Source organism: Micromonospora humi (assembly GCF_900090105.1).
Lineage (GTDB): Bacteria > Actinomycetota > Actinomycetes > Mycobacteriales > Micromonosporaceae > Micromonospora > Micromonospora humi.
Genome location: NZ_FMDM01000027.1, coordinates 12,784 through 31,515, shown reverse-complemented (window position 1 = coordinate 31,515; position 18,732 = coordinate 12,784). Strand labels below are relative to the sequence as shown.

General features: G+C 74.7%; 18 protein-coding genes. 16 read left to right on the top strand and 2 right to left on the bottom strand.

What is annotated here, in order from left to right; translation table 11 throughout:
* Positions 1–394 precede the first annotated feature (394 nt).
* From GA0070213_RS30540 to GA0070213_RS30500, 9 genes are all read left to right on the top strand, one after another.
* Positions 395–3,223, top strand: a complete 2,829-nt coding sequence (locus tag GA0070213_RS30540; protein ID WP_091072589.1) for a Na+/H+ antiporter subunit A — start codon at positions 395–397, stop codon at positions 3,221–3,223.
* Positions 3,220–3,699: a Na(+)/H(+) antiporter subunit C gene (locus tag GA0070213_RS30535; RefSeq protein ID WP_091072574.1), complete on the top strand. Its 480-nt coding sequence runs from the start codon at positions 3,220–3,222 to the stop codon at positions 3,697–3,699. Before GA0070213_RS30540 ends, GA0070213_RS30535 begins: the two co-directional genes overlap by 4 nt.
* Positions 3,696–5,201 (top strand): Na+/H+ antiporter subunit D, encoded by a 1,506-nt coding sequence (locus tag GA0070213_RS30530; RefSeq protein WP_091072569.1) that lies wholly within the window; start codon positions 3,696–3,698, stop codon positions 5,199–5,201. Before GA0070213_RS30535 ends, GA0070213_RS30530 begins: the two co-directional genes overlap by 4 nt.
* Entirely contained in the window at positions 5,198–5,812 is a 615-nt protein-coding gene (locus GA0070213_RS30525) for a Na+/H+ antiporter subunit E (protein ID WP_091072565.1), read from the top strand. Before GA0070213_RS30530 ends, GA0070213_RS30525 begins: the two co-directional genes overlap by 4 nt.
* Positions 5,809–6,072, top strand: coding sequence for an MrpF/PhaF family protein (locus GA0070213_RS30520; RefSeq protein WP_091072561.1), 264 nt, complete (start codon positions 5,809–5,811; stop codon positions 6,070–6,072). The genes GA0070213_RS30525 and GA0070213_RS30520 overlap by 4 nt, the downstream gene beginning before the upstream one ends.
* A gap of 5 nt (positions 6,073–6,077) precedes the next feature.
* Entirely contained in the window at positions 6,078–6,407 is a 330-nt protein-coding gene (gene mnhG, locus GA0070213_RS30515; protein ID WP_091072585.1) for a monovalent cation/H(+) antiporter subunit G, read from the top strand.
* Positions 6,408–6,570: 163 nt separating this feature from the next.
* On the top strand, positions 6,571–7,926 hold the full coding sequence (locus tag GA0070213_RS30510; RefSeq protein WP_091072556.1) for a hemolysin family protein: 1,356 nt from the start codon (positions 6,571–6,573) through the stop codon (positions 7,924–7,926).
* On the top strand, positions 7,923–8,987 hold the full coding sequence (locus GA0070213_RS30505) for a hemolysin family protein (protein WP_091072553.1): 1,065 nt from the start codon (positions 7,923–7,925) through the stop codon (positions 8,985–8,987). Before GA0070213_RS30510 ends, GA0070213_RS30505 begins: the two co-directional genes overlap by 4 nt.
* Before the next feature lie 90 nt (positions 8,988–9,077).
* On the top strand, positions 9,078–10,007 hold the full coding sequence (locus GA0070213_RS30500) for a sporulation protein (protein WP_091072549.1): 930 nt from the start codon (positions 9,078–9,080) through the stop codon (positions 10,005–10,007).
* Between the two features lie 64 nt (positions 10,008–10,071).
* Here the strand turns inward: GA0070213_RS30500 and GA0070213_RS30495 are convergent, their stop codons facing one another.
* Positions 10,072–11,310: a bifunctional pyridoxamine 5'-phosphate oxidase family protein/GNAT family N-acetyltransferase gene (locus tag GA0070213_RS30495; RefSeq protein WP_091072546.1), complete on the bottom strand. Its 1,239-nt coding sequence runs from the start codon at positions 11,308–11,310 to the stop codon at positions 10,072–10,074.
* A 38-nt stretch (positions 11,311–11,348) separates the two neighbouring features.
* Here GA0070213_RS30495 and GA0070213_RS30490 point away from each other — a divergent pair, with 38 nt between their 5' ends.
* A complete protein-coding gene (locus GA0070213_RS30490) occupies positions 11,349–12,686 on the top strand; it encodes an aminotransferase class I/II-fold pyridoxal phosphate-dependent enzyme (protein WP_091072543.1) in 1,338 nt (445 codons plus the stop codon).
* 82 nt (positions 12,687–12,768) lie between these two features.
* Positions 12,769–13,467: a UdgX family uracil-DNA binding protein gene (locus GA0070213_RS30485; RefSeq protein WP_091072540.1), complete on the top strand. Its 699-nt coding sequence runs from the start codon at positions 12,769–12,771 to the stop codon at positions 13,465–13,467.
* Between the two features lies 1 nt (position 13,468).
* Here GA0070213_RS30485 and GA0070213_RS30480 read toward each other — a convergent pair whose 3' ends face one another.
* Entirely contained in the window at positions 13,469–14,110 is a 642-nt protein-coding gene (locus tag GA0070213_RS30480; RefSeq protein ID WP_091072537.1) for a 4a-hydroxytetrahydrobiopterin dehydratase, read from the bottom strand.
* Between the two features lie 82 nt (positions 14,111–14,192).
* On the opposite strand from GA0070213_RS30480, the gene GA0070213_RS30475 reads away from it, so the two are divergent.
* From GA0070213_RS30475 to recA, 5 genes are all read left to right on the top strand, one after another.
* The gene (locus tag GA0070213_RS30475) at positions 14,193–14,726 is read left to right on the top strand and encodes a hypothetical protein (protein ID WP_091072533.1); all 534 of its coding nucleotides are present in this window, start codon (positions 14,193–14,195) and stop codon (positions 14,724–14,726) included.
* A gap of 20 nt (positions 14,727–14,746) precedes the next feature.
* On the top strand, positions 14,747–15,889 hold the full coding sequence (locus tag GA0070213_RS30470; protein WP_091072528.1) for an acyl-CoA dehydrogenase family protein: 1,143 nt from the start codon (positions 14,747–14,749) through the stop codon (positions 15,887–15,889).
* A gap of 67 nt (positions 15,890–15,956) precedes the next feature.
* On the top strand, positions 15,957–17,291 hold the full coding sequence (locus GA0070213_RS30465) for an MFS transporter (RefSeq protein ID WP_091072525.1): 1,335 nt from the start codon (positions 15,957–15,959) through the stop codon (positions 17,289–17,291).
* 4 nt (positions 17,292–17,295) lie between these two features.
* Positions 17,296–17,496 carry a DUF3046 domain-containing protein gene (locus tag GA0070213_RS30460; protein WP_091072521.1) on the top strand — a complete coding sequence of 67 codons (201 nt, stop codon included), beginning with the start codon at positions 17,296–17,298 and terminating at the stop codon, positions 17,494–17,496.
* Positions 17,497–17,681: 185 nt separating this feature from the next.
* A complete protein-coding gene (recA, locus tag GA0070213_RS30455; RefSeq protein ID WP_091072519.1) occupies positions 17,682–18,731 on the top strand; it encodes a recombinase RecA in 1,050 nt (349 codons plus the stop codon).
* Position 18,732: the final 1 nt, after the last annotated feature.

The following is an 18,732-nucleotide window of genomic DNA, read 5'->3' as shown; positions in this document are numbered from 1 at the left end:
ACGGCCCCCGGCGCGACACCTCCGGCCCTGACGCCCCCACGGCCCCCGGCGCGACACCTCCGGCCCTGACGCCCCCACGGCCCCCGGCGCGACACACCCTCCGGCCCCCACCCCAGCCGGCCCTCCGCACTCACCACCCCTCCTCCCCACTTCCCGCGCCCTCGATCGTCCACTGCTCCGCCCCCGCCCTCGGCGTCGATCAAGGAGTTCGCGTCAGCGGTCGGCGCACGTGCTGACGCAAACTCCTTGATCGACCAGCTGCGGGCGGGGGCGGGGCGGGGGAGGCAGGGCGGGCGGGTTTCCGGGAAAACGGCGCGCCCGGGTGGGAAGTGGCGTGTGATCGGTCGTGCCCCCAGCGTGCGCCGCCGCGCTGTCACCTCGACCGGGAGTGCGCGTGCTCGTCCTGCTGATCCTGCACCTGGTGGCGGCACTGGTCGCCCCGCTGCTGGTCCGCAGGTGGGGACCGCGCGCCTGCCTGGCGCTCGCGCTCGTCCCGGCCGCCGCGGTCGGCTGGGCGGTGGCGCACACCGGTGCGGTACGCGACGGCGGAGCGGTCGTCGAGACGTACCCCTGGATCCCGCAGCTCCGGTTCGACGTGGCGTTGCGGGTCGGCACGCTGTCCTGGCTGATGATGCTGCTGGTCGGCGGCGTCGGCGCGCTCGTGCTGGTCTACTCGGCCCGCTACTTCCGGCCCGGTTCGGTCGGGCTGGGCCGGTTCGCCGGCGTGCTGGTCGCCTTCGCCGGCGCGATGCTCGGCCTGGTCGTCTCCGACGACCTGCTGCTGCTCTACGTCTTCTGGGAGCTGACCACGGTCTTCTCCTACCTGCTGATCGGGCACAGCACCGAGCGGCGGGCCAGCCGGTGGGCGGCCGCCCAGGCGCTCACCGTCACCACCCTGGGCGGGCTGGCCATGCTGGTCGGGTTCCTGCTGCTCGGTCAGCACGCCGGCAGTTACCGCTGGTCGGCGGTGGTCGCCGCGCCGCTGCCCGACGGCGGGCGGCTGACCGTCGCGGTGCTGCTCGTCCTGGCCGGCGCGTTGGCGAAGTCCGCGGTGTTCCCGTTCAACGCCTGGCTGCCGGTGGCGATGGCGGCGCCGACGCCGGTCAGCGCCTACCTGCACGCCGCCGCGATGGTGAAGGCCGGCGTCTTCCTGATCGGGCTGCTCGGGCCGGCGCTCGCTCCCGCCGGGCCGTGGCGGCCGGTCACCGTGGTCGCCGGGCTGGTCACGCTGGTCGCCGGCGGCTGGGCGGCGCTGCGGCAGTGCGACCTGAAGCTGCTGCTGGCGTACGGGACGGTCAGCCAGCTCGGCCTGCTCGCCGTGGTGCTCGGCGCGGGCACCCCGCACGCGGCCCTGGCCGGCGTCGCCATGCTGGCCGCGCACGCGCTGTTCAAGTCCGCGCTCTTCCTCGTCGTCGGCATCCTCGACCACGAGGCGGGCAGTCGGGACCTGCGCGACCTGTCCGGGGTGGGTCGGGGCGCGCCGCTGCTCGCCGTCGTCGCCACGCTGGCGGCGGCGTCGATGGCCGGGGTGCCGCCGCTGCTCGGCTTCGTGGCCAAGGAGGCGGTGCTCGCCGCGTTCACCGACCACCCGTGGGTGCTGGCGGTGCTGGTCGCCGGCAGTGCGCTGACCGTGGCCTACAGCATCCGCTTCCTGTGGGGCGCGTTCGGCACCCGGCCCGGCGTCGCGGACACCGAGGTGACCCGGCCACCCGCCGCGATGCTCGTCCCCCCGGCGCTGCTCGCCGTGGCCGGGTTCGCCGCCGGGCCGGCCGCCGGCTGGCTGAGCGGCCTGCTCGAGCCGTACGCGGAGCTGTTCGGTCCGGTCGACGAGCACCTGGCGCTCTGGCACGGGCCGACCACGGCGCTCGGCCTCTCCGCCCTCGTGCTGGCCGGCGGTGCGGCGCTGCACCTGGTCCGCGGCCCGCTCGCCCCGGCCCTGGCCCGGCTGCGCTCGCCGATCTCCGGCAACCAGGGGTACGAGCGGGTGACCCACGGCTTCGACCGGCTCGCCATCGAGGTCACCAGCGTCACCCAGCGCGGTTCGCTGCCGCAGTACCTGGGCACCGTCCTGCTGGCCCTGGTGCTGGTGCCGGGCGGGGCGATGCTGGCCACCGCGCCGTGGCGGGTCGACCTGGCGCCCTGGGACAACCCGACCCAGCTGGTCGTCTGTGTGGTGATCGCGGTGGCCGCGGTGCTCGCGGTCTCCGCCCGCCGCCGGCTCACCGCCATGCTGCTGGTGGGCGTGACCGGCTACGGCACGGCGATGATGTTCGTCCTCTACGGCGCGCCGGACCTGGCGCTCACCCAGTTCCTGGTGGAGACCGCCACCATCGCCGTCTTCGTGCTGGTGCTGCGGCGGCTGCCGGAACGCTTCTCGGCCCGGCCGTTGCGTCGCAGCCGGTGGGTGCGCCGGGGCGTCGGGGTCGCCGCCGGGCTGGTCATGGCCGGTCTGGCGCTGGCGGCGGCCGGTGCCCGGCGGGCGCCGTCGATCTCCGCGGCCTTCCCCGACCTCGCGGTTGCCGAGGGGTACGGCCGCAACGTGGTCAACGTGACCCTGGTGGACATCCGCGCCTGGGACACGATGGGGGAGATCTCGGTGCTGGTGGTGACCGCGACCGGGGTGGCCAGCCTGATCTTCGAGCGCTCCCGCACCGGTCCGCGCCCGCGCCGCCCCCGCCCGGCGATGCCGCGCCCCGGGCGGACGGTCTGGCTGCTCGGCGGGCAGACGCTCGGCGAGCGGCGGCGCTCGATCGTCTTCGAGGTGGTCACCCGGCTGATCTTCCACACCGTGCTGCTCTTCTCGCTGTTCCTGCTCTTCTCCGGGCACAACGCCCCCGGCGGGGGCTTCTCCGGTGGGCTGGTCGCCGGCCTCGCGCTGACCCTGCGCTACCTGGCCGGCGGCCGGTACGAGCTGGCCGAGGCGGCGCCGGTCGGCGCGGGCGTGGTGCTCGGCGCGGGCCTGGCCGTCTCGGTCGGCAGCGGCGTGCTCGGCCTGCTGCTCACCGGCGAGGTGCTGCAGAGCGTCAAGGTCGACCTGTGGCTGCCCCTGCTCGGCCACTTCTACCTGGTCACCTCGCTCTTCTTCGACGTCGGCGTCTACCTGGTGGTGGTCGGGCTGGTGCTGGACATCCTGCGTAGCCTCGGCGCCGAGGTGGACCGGCACGTCGAGGCCGCCGGCGAGCCGGGCCGGGGTCTGACCGTCCAGCGCGAGGGACGACCGTGACGCGGGGGGCGGCCGGGCCGACGCTGGTGCTGGTGCTGGCGGTCGGGGTGCTCGTCGCCACCGGCGTCACGCTGCTGCTGGAGCGCAGCCTGACCCGGATCCTGCTCGGCATCATCCTGCTCGGCAACGGGGTCAACCTGCTCATCCTGCTCGGCGGGCGGTCCGGCGCGGCGCCGCTGGCCGGTACCGCGCTGGCCGGCGGGATGAGCGACGCGCTGCCGCAGGCGATGGTGCTCACCGCCGTGGTGATCACGTTCGGGTTGACCGCGTTCCTGCTCGCGGTCGCCTACCGGGCCTGGTTCACCAGCGGCGACGACGAGGTGCAGGACGACCTGGAGGACCGGCAGATCGTCCGGCTGGCCGGGCGCGACGAGGTGGCCGCGGCGGACCTGGGCGGGGAGGGCCCGGACGACGACCGGGAACAGGTCGACCCGGAGCCGGCCCGCCGGCGGCTGCGCCGGGACGAGGAATCATGAGTGGGCTGGTGCCGCTGCCGGTGGTGGTGCCGCTGCTCGGCGCGGCGCTGACCCTGATCCTGACCGGGCGGCCCCGGTTGCAGCGTTCGATAAGCGTGCTCTGCCTGGGCAGTGTGCTGCTGGTCGCGGTGGTGCTGCTGGGGGAGGCGTACCGGCACGGGCCGGTGGTGGTGCGGGTGGGCGGCTGGCCGGCGCCGGTCGGCATCGTGCTGGTGGCCGACCAGCTGGCGGCACTGATGGTGGTGGTCTCCTCGGCGGTCACGCTCTGCGTGCTGCTCTACTCGATCGGGCAGGGCCGGGCGGAGACCGGCGAGACCGCGCCGGTGAGCATCTACCACCCCACCTACCTGGTGCTGACCGCCGGCGTGACGAACGCGTTCCTCGCCGGTGACCTGTTCAACCTCTTCGTCGGCTTCGAGATCCTGCTGGCCGCGAGCTTCGTGCTGATCACGCTGGGCGGCACCGAGGCCCGGCTGCGCACCGGCTCGACGTACGTGGTGGTCAGCATCCTGTCGTCGCTGCTCTTCCTGTCCGCCGTGGGACTCGTCTACGCGGCGACCGGCACGCTGAACATGGCGCAGCTCGCCGGCCGGCTGGACGCGGTGCCGTCCGGCGTACGCCTGACCCTGCAGCTCATGCTGCTGCTCGCGTTCGGCATCAAGGCGGCGGTCTTCCCGGTGTCGGCCTGGTTGCCAGACAGCTACCCGACCGCGCCCGCGCCGGTCACCGCGGTCTTCGCCGGCCTGCTCACCAAGGTCGGCGTGTACGCGATCATCCGGACCGAGACGCTGCTCTTCCCCGGCGGCCGGGTCTCCGGGCTGCTGATGGTGGTGGCCGGCCTGACCATGGTGGTGGGCATCCTCGGCGCGGTCGCCCAGTCGGACATGAAGCGGCTCTTCTCCTTCACGCTGGTCAGCCACATCGGCTACATGATCTTCGGGGTGGCGCTGAGCAGCGTCGCCGGCCTGTCCGGGTCGATCTTCTACGTGGTGCACCACATCACCGTGCAGACCACGCTCTTCCTGGTGGCCGGCCTGGTCGAGGAGCGGGCCGGCAGCACCGACCTGCGCCGGATCGGCGGGCTGGCCCGGGTCACCCCGGTGGTGGCCGTGCTCTTCTTCGTCCCGGCGATGAACCTGGCCGGCATTCCGCCGTTCTCCGGCTTCCTCGGCAAGCTCGGCCTGCTCCAGGCCGGGGTGGCGGCCGGCGGGGCGCTGCCCGCCGTGCTGGTCGGCGCGGGCACGGTGACCAGCCTGCTCACCCTCTACGTCGCGTCCCGGGTGTGGAACATCGCGTTCTGGCGGGCGCCGAAGGTGGCCACCGGCACCCCGAACACCCGGCTGCCCGGCCTGATGGTCGGCGCCACCGCCGCCCTGGTGGCGCTCGGCGTGCTGCTCACCCTGGTGGCGGGCCCGCTGTTCCAGGTCACCGCGGACGCCGCCACCGACCTGCGCCAGCGCACCCCGTACGTCCGGGCGGTCCTGCCCCGGGACGTGCCGTGACCCGCGACCCGGCCCGCTCGCCCGCCGACGAGCCGGCCGCCGACCCGCCCACGGTGGGCCGGGGCGGGCGGCGGCGCGACCAGGCGGTGGCGCTCGGTTGGCTGGTCGCCGCCTGGCTGCTGCTCTGGGGCGACGTGTCCTGGGCCAACCTGCTCACCGGGCTGGTGGTCGGCGCGGCGGTGCTGTTCTTCTTCCCGCTCCCGCCGGTCACCTTCGGCGGCCGGCTGCGACCGGGCCCGCTGCTGGTGCTCGCCGGCACGTTCGCCGGGGAACTGGTCAGCGCCAGCGTGCACGTCGCCGCCGTGGCGTTGCGTCCGGGCTACCGGCCGCGCGGCGGGATCATCGCGGTGCCGCTGCGGGTCCGCACCGACCTGAACCTGGCGCTCACCGCCGAGGTGATCTCGCTGGTGCCGGGCACCCTGATCCTCGACATCGACCGGGCGCGGGGCGTGCTCTACGTGCACGTGCTCGACGTGCGCGGCCCCGAGGACCTGGCCGGCAGCCGCGACCGCGTGCTCGCCGTCGAACGGCGCATCGTCCGCGCCGTCGGCTCTCCCACCGAGGTACGCCAGCTCGACCTCGAACCCGTCGAACGGAGGAACCACCCGTGACCGTCCTGCTCGCCGTCGCGCTGACCGTGCTGCTCTCGGCCACCGCGCTGCTCGCCCTGGTCCGGATCTACCGCGGCCCGTCCCTGCTCGACCGGGTCGTCGGCGCCGACCTGCTGCTGGCGGCCATGCTCGGCGCGGTGGGGGCGGAGGCCGCGGTGAACCGGCACGCCACCACGTTGCCGGTGCTGGTGGTGCTCTCGCTGCTCGGCTTCGTCGGTTCGGTCTCGCTGGTCCGCTTCGCCGTCCGGGCCGAATCGTGACGGCCGTGGGCGTCGTGGCGGACTGGGTCGGGGGCCTCCTGCTGCTGGCGGGGGCGCTGCTGAGCCTGGTCGCCGGCATCGGGCTGGTGCGCTTCCCGGACACGCTGGACCGGATGCACGCCGCCACCAAGCCGCAGGTGCTCGGTGTGCTGCTGCTCCTGGTCGGGCTGGCGTTGCGCCTGCGTACCGGCGCGGACCTGGGCATGCTGGCGCTGGTGGCGATCTTCCAGCTCTCCACCGCGCCGGTCGCCGCGCAGATGATCGGGCGGGCCGCCTACCGCTCCGGGCGGATCGACCGGTCGCTGCTCGACGTCGACGAGTTGGCCGGCCGGTGAAACGGGACGTGGGGGAGGGTTCCCGGCACCTTCAGCGGGCGTCCAGCGGGCACCGATAAAATGGCCGCATGATCGACTCTCCTGCCCCGGAGGGCAGCAGTAGCCGGCCGGGTCGTACCCGGCATCTTCCCTCCCCGACGACCCCGGGAGCCCTGAACCTCCCGTGTTGATCCTCGTCGGTCTCCTTCTCATCACCGTGCTCACCGCCGCCACCGGTTACTTCGTGGCGCAGGAGTTCGGCTACGTCGCCGTGGACCGCGGCAAGCTCAAGCAACTCGCCGACGGCGGCGACCGCGCCGCCGCCCGCGCCCTGGAGGTGACCGGGCGGCTCTCCTTCATGCTCTCCGGCGCCCAGCTCGGCATCACCGTGACCGCCCTGCTCGTCGGTTACGTCGCCGAGCCGTACCTGGGCGCCGGGCTGGCCGACCTGCTCGGCCTCGCCGGTGTGTCCGGCGCGGTGGCGCTGCCACTGTCGGTGGCGCTGGCCCTGGTCATCGCCACCGTGGTGCAGATGGTCCTGGGCGAGCTGGCCCCGAAGAACCTGGCCATCGCCCGGGCCGTGCCGCTCGCCCGGGCACTGTCCCGGTCCACCCTGATCTACCTGCGGATCGCCGGTCCGCTGATCACGCTCTTCGACCGGGCCGCCGTGCGGCTGCTCCGCCGGGTCGGCATCGAGCCGATCGAGGAGCTGCCCAGCGGCGCCACCCCGGCCGACCTGGAGCAGATCATCGCCGAGTCGCGCGAGGAGGGCCACCTCGACGCGGAGATGTCCGACCTGCTCGACCGGGGGCTCGACTTCCGGGGGCTCACCGCGGGCGAGGCCATGGTGCCCCGGGTGGACGTGCACACCGTCCGCGCCGACGAGCCGGTCAGCCGGGTCGTCGAGATGCTCGACACCGGCCACTCCCGGTTTCCGGTGCGCGGGGCCGAGGGCGTCGACGACCTGATCGGCGTGGTCGGCATCGCCGACGTGCTGGGGGTGCCGCCGGCCGAGCGGGCGCGGACCCGGATCGACGCGGTCGCCGTACCCCCGTTGCTGGTGCCGGAGACGCTGCCGCTGCCGACGGTGCTGGACCGGCTGCGGTCCGGGCACCGGCAGCTGGCCTGCGTGGTCGACGAGTACGGCGGGTTCGCCGGCGTGATCACGCTGGAGGACCTCGCCGAGGAGCTGGTCGGGCCGATCCGCGACGAGGACGACCCGCCCGAGCGGGCGCCGGCCCGGCAGGAGGACGGCTCCTGGGTGGTGCCGGCCCGCTGGCGGATCGACGAGGTCGCCGACAGCACCGGCATCGAGCTGCCCGAGGCGCCCGAGTACGACACGCTCTCCGGCCTGGTGATGCGGGAGCTGGGCCGGGTGCCCGAGGTCGGTGACCGGCTGGAGATCGCGTCGGCCGGTGACGGCGACGAGCCGTCGACCGGTCCCCGGGTGCTGGTCGAGGTGCTGGCGGTGGACCGGCACGTGGCCGACTCGGTGCGGCTGCGGTCGAGCGCCGGCGTGTCCGGGGAGGGTGCCGCATGAGCCCCGGGTTCGCACTCGCCTTCTCCGTGGTGCTGCTGGCGCTCAACGGGTTCTTCGTGGCCGCCGAGTTCGCGTTGGTCGCGGCGAAGCGGTACCGGCTGGAGCAGTCGGCGGCCGGCGGTGGCCGGGCGGCCCGCGCGGCGCTGGACGGCGTCCGTGAGCTGAGCCTGATGCTGGCCGGCGCGCAGCTCGGCATCACGCTGTGCACGCTGGGCCTCGGTGCGCTGGCCGAGCCGGCGATCGAGCACCTGCTCAGCCCGTTGCTGCACGCGGTGGGCCTGCCCGACGCGGCCAGCCACGTGGTCGCGCTGGTGTTCGCACTGGGCCTGGTGACGTTCCTGCACCTGGTGGTCGGCGAGATGGCGCCGAAGTCCTGGGCGATCACCGACGCGGAGCGTTCGGCGATGCTGCTGGCGCTGCCGTTCCGGGCGTTCGCCCGGATCGCCCGGCCGGTGCTGTCGCTGCTCAACGGGCTGGCCAACGCGATGCTGCGGCTGGTCGGGGTGCAGCAGCAGGACCAGCTCGCCCAGGTGCACGGCCCGGACGAGCTGCGCATCCTGCTGGAGCAGTCCCGGGAGCACGGGCTGCTCGGCGCCGAGCAGCACCAGCTGCTGACCAGCATGCTGGAGTTGCAGGGCACCACGGTGGCGCAGGTGATGGAACCGTTCGACAAGATCGTCACGGTGCGCCGGGACGACACCGCCGAGCGGATCGAGCACGTGTCGCGCGACAGCGGCCGGTCCCGCCTCGCCGTGGTCGACACCGGCGGCGAGGTGTGCGGCCTGGTGCACGTACGCGAGGCGGTGCGCGCGGTCACCACCGGCCGGCCGGCGACCGCCGGTGAGCTGATGACGAACGCGTTCACGCTGCCCGCCGAGGCGTCGGTGACCGAGGCGGTAGCCGCCATGCGCGGCCGGCAGGCCCAGCTCGCGCTGGTGCGCAACGGCGGTGGGCCGACCCGGCCGATCGGCTTCGTCGCGCTGGAGGACCTGCTGGAGGAGGTCATCGGCGAGTTCGACGACGAGACCGACCCGGTGCCCCGGGGGCGCCGGCTGCGCTGACCCACCGCACCGGACCGATCCGACGGCCCGCCCCGCTCCGGGGCGGGCCGTCGCGCGCATGGCCGGGCGGGCAGCGGGAATGCCGCCGGCATGCGGCTCACCGGGGTGTCGCGGGGGTCGGCCTGGACCGGGCTCTCGGTCACCACCACCCTGCCCAACCCGAGCACCCGGCCGGGCCTGCGCCTGCCGGGCCGGGTGACGCTGGCCGCCGACGGCGGGGACGTCCTGGTCCGGCACCTCCGCCTCGGGCTGGTCACGCAGGTCGAGCCGGAGGACCCCGGGGCACCGCGCCGGCTGGTGCAGTACCACCAGTGGCCGATCGCGGGCCGGTTCGTGGTGCCGGGCGGGCGGCGGCGGGCCGTCGACTTCGCCGTGCCGCTGCCGTGGGAGGCGCCGGTGACGGTGTTCGGCGGGGTGCCGCTGATGACCCTGCGCACCGGGCTGCGGACCGAGGTGTCCGTCGACCCGGACGAGGACCAGGGCGAGATGGTGCCGGTCCTGATCCACCCGCTGCCCACCCAGCAGCACCTGCTCGCCGCACTGGACACGCTCGGTTTCGTGATGCGCCAGGCGGGTCTCCAGCAGGGGCGGCTGCCAGGTGTGGAGCAGACGCTCCCGTTCCAGCAGCGGCTCGGCTTCTGGGCCGCCCCGCTCTACGCCGGGCCGATGACCGAGCTGGAAGTGATCATGCTGACCGACTCCGCCGGCATGGAGGTGCTGTTCTGGCTGGACCGGCGGCTCTCGCTGGCCGGGGTGACCCACCAGAGCATCAGCCGGTTCCGGGTCTGGCACGCCGGGGCGGACCGACGGGACTGGGTTGCCACGGTGGACGGTTGGCTGCGGCACGCCATCGACCGGCACGCGGCGGCCGCCGCGCACGCCGACTGGTCGGCCACGATCCGGGAGTCGGCGCACGTCAGCCGCCACCCGGACCAGCCCGTCGCGCCCGGCTACGGCCTCGGCGGCACGGCCGGCGGCGCGGGCGTCGGCGGTGGCGGTGGTGGCGGCGACGGCACCTGAGTGCCGTGCGGGGTGTTAAGCGGGGCCCCCTGCTCTACCGAATGCGTTAACAGGGGGCCCCTCCTTACACCTCAGCCGGCGGCGGGTACGCCCGCAGCCTGACCTGTGCGTTCGGCCACTCCTCGGCGAGCATCGAGTAGAGCGCGGACTGTCGCCAGGTGCCGTCGGCGCGACGCCGGTTGGACCGCAGCGTCCCCTCGCGCACCGCGCCGAGCCGTTCGATGGCTCGCTGCGACCGCTCGTTGAGCGTGCTGGTCTGCCAGGTGACCCGCACCGCGTCGAGTTCGTCGAAGGCGCGGGTGAGCAGCAGCAGCTTGGCCTCGGTGTTGATCCCGGTGCGCCACCACGCCCGGCCGAGCTGGGTGGAGCCGATCTCCACCGCCCTCAGGTCGGCGTCGGGCTCGTGGAAGGAGGTGGTGCCCACCACCGCCCCGGTGACCGCGCAGCGCTGCACCCACGCCGTCCGGACGCCCCGCTGACCGGCGTCGAGGGCGGCGCGGATCAGGTCGGCCATGCCGGCCACGCTCGTGGGGCGCGGGCTGCCGACGTACCGCCAGACCTCCTCGTCGTCGAGCGCGGCGTGCAGGTCCTCGGCGTGGGAGAGGTCCAGCGGCTCCAGCACCACGTGCGCGCCGCGCAGGACCACCGGCTCCAGCCACGGCGACCGGGCCGGCCGCAGGTAGGCGGGCACCGGCGCGGTCACCCCGTCGGCCGGTTCCGGTCGGCCGGGCGTGAGGCGCAGCGGCAGCACCCCGGCCCAGTACGGCAGGCTCTCGTCGGCCGGCTCGTCGTTGACCCCGCCGGTGCGGACGCGTACCGAGACCTCGCGCAGCGGCAGCGCCAGCACGGCGGTCTCGGCCAGCTCCCGCCGGTTCGGCGGCCGACTCTCCGCGGATCGGCCGGCGGCCACCTTCTCCACCAGCGCGGCCAGCACCCGGGCCTTCTCGTCGGCGTCGTCGACCAGCCGGGCGGTGCCGTGGGCGACCACCGAGCGGTAGTTGGCGCTGTGGTGGAACTGGGAGCGGGCGTAGACCAACCCGTCGAGGTGGGTGACCGAGACGCAGACCGGCAGCCCGGTGTCGCCCCGGGCGGCCAACAGCGGCCGGCTGCCGGTGGAGCCGTGCAGGTAGAGCGTGTCGCCGACGCGCACGTGCAGGGTCGGCAACACCCGCGGCTCGCCGTCCACGACGAACGCCAGCGCGCAGTGGTAGGCCTCGTCGAGCACCGCGTGGGCGGTGGCGCGGTCGTAGCGCATCCGGTCCCGGGTGCGGGTGGCGGTGGTGCGGCCGGTCGGAGGGTACATGCGACATCCCGCCTTTGTTCTAGTACAATCATAAAACTGTGGCAGCACGTTATCAGCTCACCGGGTCCACGTCGGCGGCCATTTCGGCGAGCGTGGAATCCGGCATCCGCACCGGCGCCCTCGCCCCCGGCGACGCCCTGCCGGCGGTCCGCGCGCTCGCCGGCCAGCTCGGCGTCAGCCCGGCCACCGTCGCGAAGGCCTACCAGGAGCTGCGGCACCGGGGCCTGGTCGCCACCGCCGGCCGGCACGGCACCCGGGTCCGGCCCCGCCCGCCGGTCGCCACCCGCCGCGCCGCGCTCGCGCCACCGCCGCGACCCGGCACCCGGGATCTCTCCGACGGGCACCCCGACCGCCGGCTGCTGCCCCCGCTCGGGCCGCACCTGGCCGCGCTCGCCGCCGAGGTCGGGACCCCGACCGGGTACGCGGACGCCGCCGTCCTGCCCGAGCTGGCCGACGCCGCCCGGGACCGGTTCACCGCCGACGGGGTGCCGGCCGCCGAGCTGACCGTCACCGGCGGCGCGCTCGACGGCATCGAGCGGCTGCTCGCGGCGCACCTGCGCCCCGGCGACGCGGTCGCGGTGGAGGACCCGGGCTGGGCCAACCTGCTCGACCTGGTCGCCGCGCTCGGCCTGCGTACCGTCGGGGTGCCGGTGGACGACGAGGGCCCGAGCGTGGCCGGGGTGCGGGCCGCGCTGGCCGCCGGGGTCCGCGCGCTGGTGGTGACCAGCCGGGCGCAGAACCCGACCGGCGCGGCCGTCTCCGCCGACCGGGCCGCCGCGCTGCGGAGGCTGCTCGCCGGCCGGGCCGACCTGCTGCTGATCGAGGACGACCACGCCGCCGAGCTGGCCCGCGTACCCCTGCACCCGCTCGCCGGGGCGACAGCGGCGTGGGCCTTCGTCCGGTCGGTGAGCAAGCCCTACGGGCCCGACCTGCGGCTCGCCGTGCTGGCCGGCGACGAGGCCACCGTGGCCCGGGTGGCCGGCCGGGCCCGGGTCGGCGCCGGCTGGGTCTCCACCGTGCTGCAACGCCTGGTCCTGTCGCTCTGGCGCGACCCGGCCACCGCCGAGCTGGTGCGGCGCGCGGCGGACGGCTACGACCGGCGGCGCGACGGGCTGGTCGCGGCGCTGGCCGCGCGCGGGCTGGCCGCGCACGGGCGCACCGGGATCAACGTGTGGGTGCCGGTGCCCGACGAGACGGTCGCGGTCACCGCGCTGCGCGACGCCGGCTGGTCGGTGGCGCCCGGCGGCCTCTACCGGATCGCCGCCGCCCCGGCCGTCCGGATCACCGTCAGCCCCCTCGACGAGCCCGACCTGCCGCCGCTGGCCGACGCGCTCGCCCGCGCGCTGCACCCGGTGCAAGGCGGGGCCCCCTATTAACGCCTGCGGTAGAGGAGGGGGCCCCTTTTAACACGCCCGGAGATGCGGCGTGACTGACGACCGAGGGGGTAGAACGGTCCGCATGGCCGAGACCGAGAGCGCACCCGGGGCGCAGGAGTTCATCCCGCCGGCGGCGGACACCATCGACGAGCTGCGCGCCGCGGCGGCCGGCTGCCGGGGCTGCGAGCTCTACCGGGACGCGTCGCAGACCGTCTTCGGCCGGGGCGACGAGCGGGCCCGGGTGGTCTTCGTCGGCGAGCAGCCGGGTGACGTGGAGGACCAGCAGGGGCTGCCGTTCGTCGGCCCGGCCGGGCACCTGCTGCGCCGGGCGGTGGACGACGCCGGCCTCGACCCGCGCCACATCTACCTGACCAACGCGGTCAAGCACTTCCGTTTCGAGCTGCGCGGCAAGCGGCGCATCCACCAGACCCCGGACCGGGTGCACGTCACCGCCTGCCGGCCCTGGCTGGTCGCCGAGTTCGCCCGGCTGCGCCCGGAGGTCGTGGTGGTGCTCGGCGCCACCGCCGCCAAGGCGCTGCTCGGCCCGACCTTCCGGGTGACGAGGCAGCGCGGGGAGCTGCTGCCCTGGCCGGCCGCCGCGCAACACCCGGAGGACTTCGCGCGGGTGCCGGTCGACCGGGCCGGCGCGGTCGCCGACGCGCCGGACACCCGGCTGCTCGCCACCATCCACCCGTCCGCCGTGCTGCGCGCGGACAACCAGGACATCGCGTACGAGGGCCTGGTCGCCGACCTGACGGTGGCTGCCGGCGCGCTGCGCTGAGTCAGGAGCGGCCCTGCCAGGTGCAGAGGCAGACTCGGTTGCCGTCCGGGTCGGCGAGCACCCAGAAGTTGGGCGCCTCGGCGTCGCTGACCAGCGTCCCGCCGGCCGCCAGCGCGGCTTCCATCCGTGGCGCGACCTCGACCGGGTCGACCCACACGTCCGGGTGCCAGCGCTGCCGGGGCTCGTCGCGCCCGGAGCCCTGGAACCAGATCGTGGGCAGCGTCCCCGCCGGGTCGCGCACCTCGTCGTCGGCGGCGTCCGCACCGGACAGGACCGCCCGCCAGAACGGCGCCACCGCGGCGTGCTCCGGGCTGTCCAGCGCGAACTCCAGCCGCGCCAGGCCGGCAGAGGAGAGCGTCAGGCCGGCCTCGGTGGCGAGCGCCGTGATGGTCCGGGCCAGCCGCAGGTCGCGCCCGGTGACGCCGCCCGAGTCGTGCGACCACAGCCGCACGTCGACGTGCGTGTAGCGCAGGTCCAGGTCGGGATGGTGGTCGACCCGCTCGGCCTCCGCGCCGACCGCGGCCACCAGCGCCAGGCCGGCGGCGAAATCCGGGGTACGGATGCGGGTGTGCAACGCGCCGAGCAGGAAGGTCCACCCGTCCAGCCCGGCGTCGGCGATCTGTGCTCCGGTCAGCGTGCCCATCCGGCCATCCTGACGTGCCGCGGCCCGCCCGGCCACCGTCCACACCGGATTGCCGTCCCGCGCCTCGGGGTACGGCCTGGGCATGGCCGCCAACGACCGTCTCGCGCCCCTGGTACGGCTCGGCCAACCCGGGCCGTACGTGATCTTCATGATCATCGCTGCGCTTGGCTGGCTGCCGCTGCGGCTCTGGGACGAGCGCGACGGATCCGCGCTGGTCGCGGTCGTCCGCGCCGGCCTGGGCGGGGTGATCTGGGGTGCCTTTCCCTTCCTGCTGAGCCTGGGTGGCCGGATGGGCCGGAAGCGACGCACCGCCGCCGAGGCGGAGCGGGCCGTCGGCTGGCGGGTGACCGAGGTCGCGCTACGCAGCGGCGAGCCGCCCGCCGACGAGGCCGGCCGCGCGGCGGTCGTCGACGACCTGCCGGCGGTACGCCGGGGCGCGCTGGGGGGAGCGGCAGTGGGCACGCTCTTCCTCGGCGCGTTGGCCGCGCTCGCCGTCGCCGTCGGCTGGACGGCCAGCGCGATCGGGTTCGGCGTGGTCCTGGTCGTGGTGCTGGCCGTCGCCGCTCGCACCGCCCGCCGCGAGCGCCGGTTGCGCGCGGCTGTGCAGGCCGGGTGAGCGGTGCCAGACTGGCCGCCATGGAGCAGCGCCTGTACGAGCCCGTCCACGAAGAGTTCCGGGACCTGTGCCGCCGGTTCCTCGCCCGGGAGGCGGTGCCGCACCACGAACGGTGGGAGGCCGAGGGCATCGTCGACCGCGAGGTGTGGCGGGCCGCCGGCGCGGCCGGGTTGCTGGGTCCCGACGTCGACCCGGCGTACGGCGGTGGCGGGCAGCGCGACTTCCGGTTCAACGCGGTGCTCGACGAGGAGATCGTGGCGAGCGGCTGCACCGGTCTCGGGTTCGGGCTGCACAACGACGTGGTGGCGCCGTACCTGACCGAGCTGACCACCGACGAGCAGCGCAAGCGCTGGCTGCCCGGCTTCTGCTCGGGCGACCTGGTCACCGCGATCGCGATGAGCGAGCCGGGCGCGGGCAGCGACCTGGCCGGCATCCGCACCTCCGCGGTCCGCGACGGCGACACGCTCGTCCTCAACGGCCAGAAGACGTTCGTCACCAACGGCGAGCTGGCCGACCTCGTGGTGGTGGTGGTCAAGACCGCGCCGGAGCAGGGCGCGCACGGGGTGAGCCTGGTGGTGGTGGAGCGCGGCACCCCGGGTTTCGACCGGGGGCGCCGGCTGGCCAAGGTCGGTCTCAAGGCCAACGACACCGCCGAGTTGTTCTTCGACGACTGCCGGGTGCCGGCGGAGAACCTGATCGGCGCCGAGAACCAGGGCTTCTACCACCTGATGGCGAACCTGCCCCGGGAGCGGCTGAGCATCGCGGTCGGCGCGGTGGCGGCCTGCGAGAAGTTGCTCGCCCTCACCCTGGAGCACGCCCGGTCCCGGGAGGCGTTCGGCCGGCCGATCGGGAGGTTCCAGCACAACCGGTTCCTCCTGGCCGAGCTGGACACCGAGGTCACCATCGCCCGGACGTTCGTGAACCACTGCGTCACCGAGTACGACGCGGGCCGGCTGTCGGTGACCGACGCGGCGAAGGCGAAGTGGTGGACCACCGAGCTGCAGAACAAGGTCGCCGACCGGTGCGTGCAGCTGCACGGCGGCTACGGCTTCATGCTGGAGCACCCGGTGGCGAGGGCCTGGCTGGACAGCCGGGTGCAGACCATCTACGGCGGCACCACCGAGATCATGAAGGAGATCATCGGTCGCGGCCTCGGCCTGTAGCGAAACCGGTTGCCGACCGACCGGTCCGGTGCGCGACGATGAGGCACCCGTCCCCACCAGGAGCGTCATGGCCACCGACCTGACCGCGCCGGCCCCGCCCCGGCCCGACGTCGCCGGCATCCAGCGGCGCACCCTGCGGCTGCTCTTCCTCACCCAGATCGTCGGCGGTGTCGGCGTCGCCATCGGCATCTCGGTCGGCGCGCTGCTCGCCGCCCGGGTCGCCGGCACCGCCCTGGCCGGGTTGGCGCAGAGCGCCGGCGTGGTCGGCGCCGCGCTGCTCGCCGTACCGGTGACCCGGCTGATGGCGGCGCGCGGGCGCCGACCCGGTCTGGTCCTGGCCTACCTGGTCGGCGCGGTCGGCGGCGCGCTGGTGGTGGTCGCCGTGGTGAGCGGTGTGGTGCCGCTGCTCTTCGTCGGCATGCTGTTGTTCGGCGGTGGCACCGCGGCCAACCTCCAGGCCCGCTACACGGCCGTCGACCTGGCCGAGCCGGCGCGCCGGGGCCGGCAGCTGTCGCTGGTGGTCTGGGCCACCACCATCGGGTCGGTGGCCGCGCCGAACTTCGCCGCGCTCGCCGACGACGTCACCCACGGCTGGGGCCTGCCGCTGCTGGCCGGTCCGTTCCTGGTCAGCGCCGTCGCGTTCACGCTGGCCGCCGGCGTACTCCTGGCCCTGCTGCGGCCGGACCCGCTGCTCACCGCGCGTCGGCTGGCGGCGGCCGAGCCCGCCGCGGACGCCGCCCGGCCGGTCACCCGCCGCGGTGGCATGGCCGCCGCGTGGCGCACGGTACGCCGCCGGCCGGCCGCCCGGCTCGGTATCGCCGCGGTCGCGGTGGGCCACCTGGTGATGGTCGCGGTGATGTCGATGACCCCGGTGCACCTCGACGAGTGGCACTCCGACGCGGACCTGCTGCGCGTGGTCGGCATCGTGCTCAGCCTGCACATCGCCGGCATGTACGCGTTCTCGCCGGTGGTGGGCTGGCTCACCGACCGGGTGGGCCGGCGACCGGTGATCCTCGGCGGGGTGGCGCTGCTGCTGGCCGCGTGCGCGGTCGCCGGCGCCGCCGGGCACCGCACCCCGGCGCTCTCGGTGGGGCTGGCGCTGCTCGGCCTGGGCTGGTCGGGCACCATGGTGGCGGGCTCGACGCTGCTGTCGGAGTCGGTGCCCACCGCCGACCGGCCCGGCGTGCAGGGCCTGTCCGACCTGCTCATGGGGCTGGCCGGGGCGGGTGCGGCGGCGCTGAGCGGGTTGGTCATGGGGGCCGTGGGGTACCCGGCGCTCACCCTGCTGGCGGCGATCGCGGTGGTGCCGCTGGTCGCGCTCGCGCTGCGGCACCCCGGCGCGGGCGGCGCTTCCGACGGGGGCGGCGGGTCCGGTGCGGACAGACACGACGAGGAGGACTGAACACGTGCGGCTGACCGACTTCTGGGCGCGGCTGGAGGAGGCGTTCGGGCCGGGCTACGCGGCCAGCATCGCCAGCGACCAGGTGCTCTCCCAACTCGGCGGGCGGACCGTCGAGCAGGCGCTCGCGGCCGGTGAGGAAACGCACGTGGTGTGGCGCGCGGTGGTCGCCGCGTATCCCGACCGGGTGCCTGCCCGACTACGCTGAGCAGCCTTTTCCTCGGTTCCGCGTGTCGCTTGCCCAGTCGTACACCTGTTCGGCTATTGTCCACAGCGGGGTGCTCGTCCACAGCTCGCGGCCCGTCGGCTGGTTTTCTGTCGGACCCAGCGCCTAGCGTGTCCCGCGTGACGCGAAGCTCAGGAAAGACGCCGGCGAAGGCAGGGGTGGCAACGATGGCGGCAGGTCCTGACCGGGAGAAGGCACTCGACCTTGCTCTCGCTCAGATCGACAAGCAGTTCGGCAAGGGTTCGGTGATGCGGCTGGGGGAGCGGCCCGTCATTCAGACGGCGGTCACGCCGACCGGCTCCATCGCGCTCGACGTGGCGCTCGGCGTGGGCGGTCTGCCCCGCGGCCGGGTCGTCGAGATCTACGGTCCGGAGTCCAGCGGTAAGACCACGGTCGCCCTGCACGCGGTGGCCAACGCCCAGCGGGCGGGCGGCATCGCCGCGTTCATCGACGCCGAGCACGCGCTCGACCCGGAATACGCGAAGGCGCTCGGTGTCGACACCGACGCCCTGCTGGTCTCCCAGCCGGACACCGGCGAGCAGGCGCTGGAGATCACCGACATGCTGGTGCGCTCCGGCGCGATCGACATCATCGTGATCGACTCGGTCGCCGCCCTGGTGCCGCGCGCCGAGATCGAGGGCGAGATGGGCGACAGCCACGTCGGCCTCCAGGCCCGGCTGATGAGCCAGGCGCTGCGGAAGATCACCGGCATCCTCAACAACACCGGCACCACCGCGATCTTCATCAACCAGCTCCGCGAGAAGATCGGCGTGATGTTCGGCAGTCCGGAGACCACGACCGGTGGCCGGGCGCTGAAGTTCTACGCCTCGGTCCGGCTCGACGTGCGCCGCATCGAGAGCCTGAAGGACGGCACCGACGTGGTCGGCAACCGCACCCGGGTCAAGGTCGTGAAGAACAAGGTCGCGGCGCCGTTCAAGCAGGCCGAGTTCGACATCATGTACGGCAAGGGCATCTCTCGCGAGGGCTCCCTGATCGACGTGGGCGTGGAGCAGGCGATCATCCGCAAGTCCGGCGCCTGGTACACCTACGACGGCGACCAGCTCGGCCAGGGCAAGGAGAAGGCTCGCGAGTTCCTTCGCGAGAACCCCGACGTGGCGGCCGAGGTCGAGAAGAAGATCCTGGAGAAGCTCGGCGTCGGCACCGGTGGTGCGGGCGACGCCGCCGGCGGCCCGGAGTTGCCGCCGGTCGACTTCTGAT

What these genes read in the sequence shown, in the direction of transcription:
- GA0070213_RS30470 (WP_091072528.1), top strand. Translation starts at nt 14,747, where the DNA reads ATGGAGCAGCGCCTGTACGAGCCCGTCCACGAAGAGTTCCGGGACCTG.
- GA0070213_RS30480 (WP_091072537.1), bottom strand. Translation starts at nt 14,110, where the DNA reads ATGGGCACGCTGACCGGAGCACAGATCGCCGACGCCGGGCTGGACGGG.
- GA0070213_RS30495 (WP_091072546.1), bottom strand. Translation starts at nt 11,310, where the DNA reads ATGTACCCTCCGACCGGCCGCACCACCGCCACCCGCACCCGGGACCGG.
- GA0070213_RS30465 (WP_091072525.1), top strand. Translation starts at nt 15,957, where the DNA reads ATGGCCACCGACCTGACCGCGCCGGCCCCGCCCCGGCCCGACGTCGCC.
- GA0070213_RS30530 (WP_091072569.1), top strand. Translation starts at nt 3,696, where the DNA reads ATGAGTGGGCTGGTGCCGCTGCCGGTGGTGGTGCCGCTGCTCGGCGCG.
- GA0070213_RS30500 (WP_091072549.1), top strand. Translation starts at nt 9,078, where the DNA reads ATGCGGCTCACCGGGGTGTCGCGGGGGTCGGCCTGGACCGGGCTCTCG.
- GA0070213_RS30475 (WP_091072533.1), top strand. Translation starts at nt 14,193, where the DNA reads ATGGCCGCCAACGACCGTCTCGCGCCCCTGGTACGGCTCGGCCAACCC.
- GA0070213_RS30485 (WP_091072540.1), top strand. Translation starts at nt 12,769, where the DNA reads ATGGCCGAGACCGAGAGCGCACCCGGGGCGCAGGAGTTCATCCCGCCG.
- GA0070213_RS30505 (WP_091072553.1), top strand. Translation starts at nt 7,923, where the DNA reads ATGAGCCCCGGGTTCGCACTCGCCTTCTCCGTGGTGCTGCTGGCGCTC.
- recA (WP_091072519.1), top strand. Translation starts at nt 17,682, where the DNA reads ATGGCGGCAGGTCCTGACCGGGAGAAGGCACTCGACCTTGCTCTCGCT.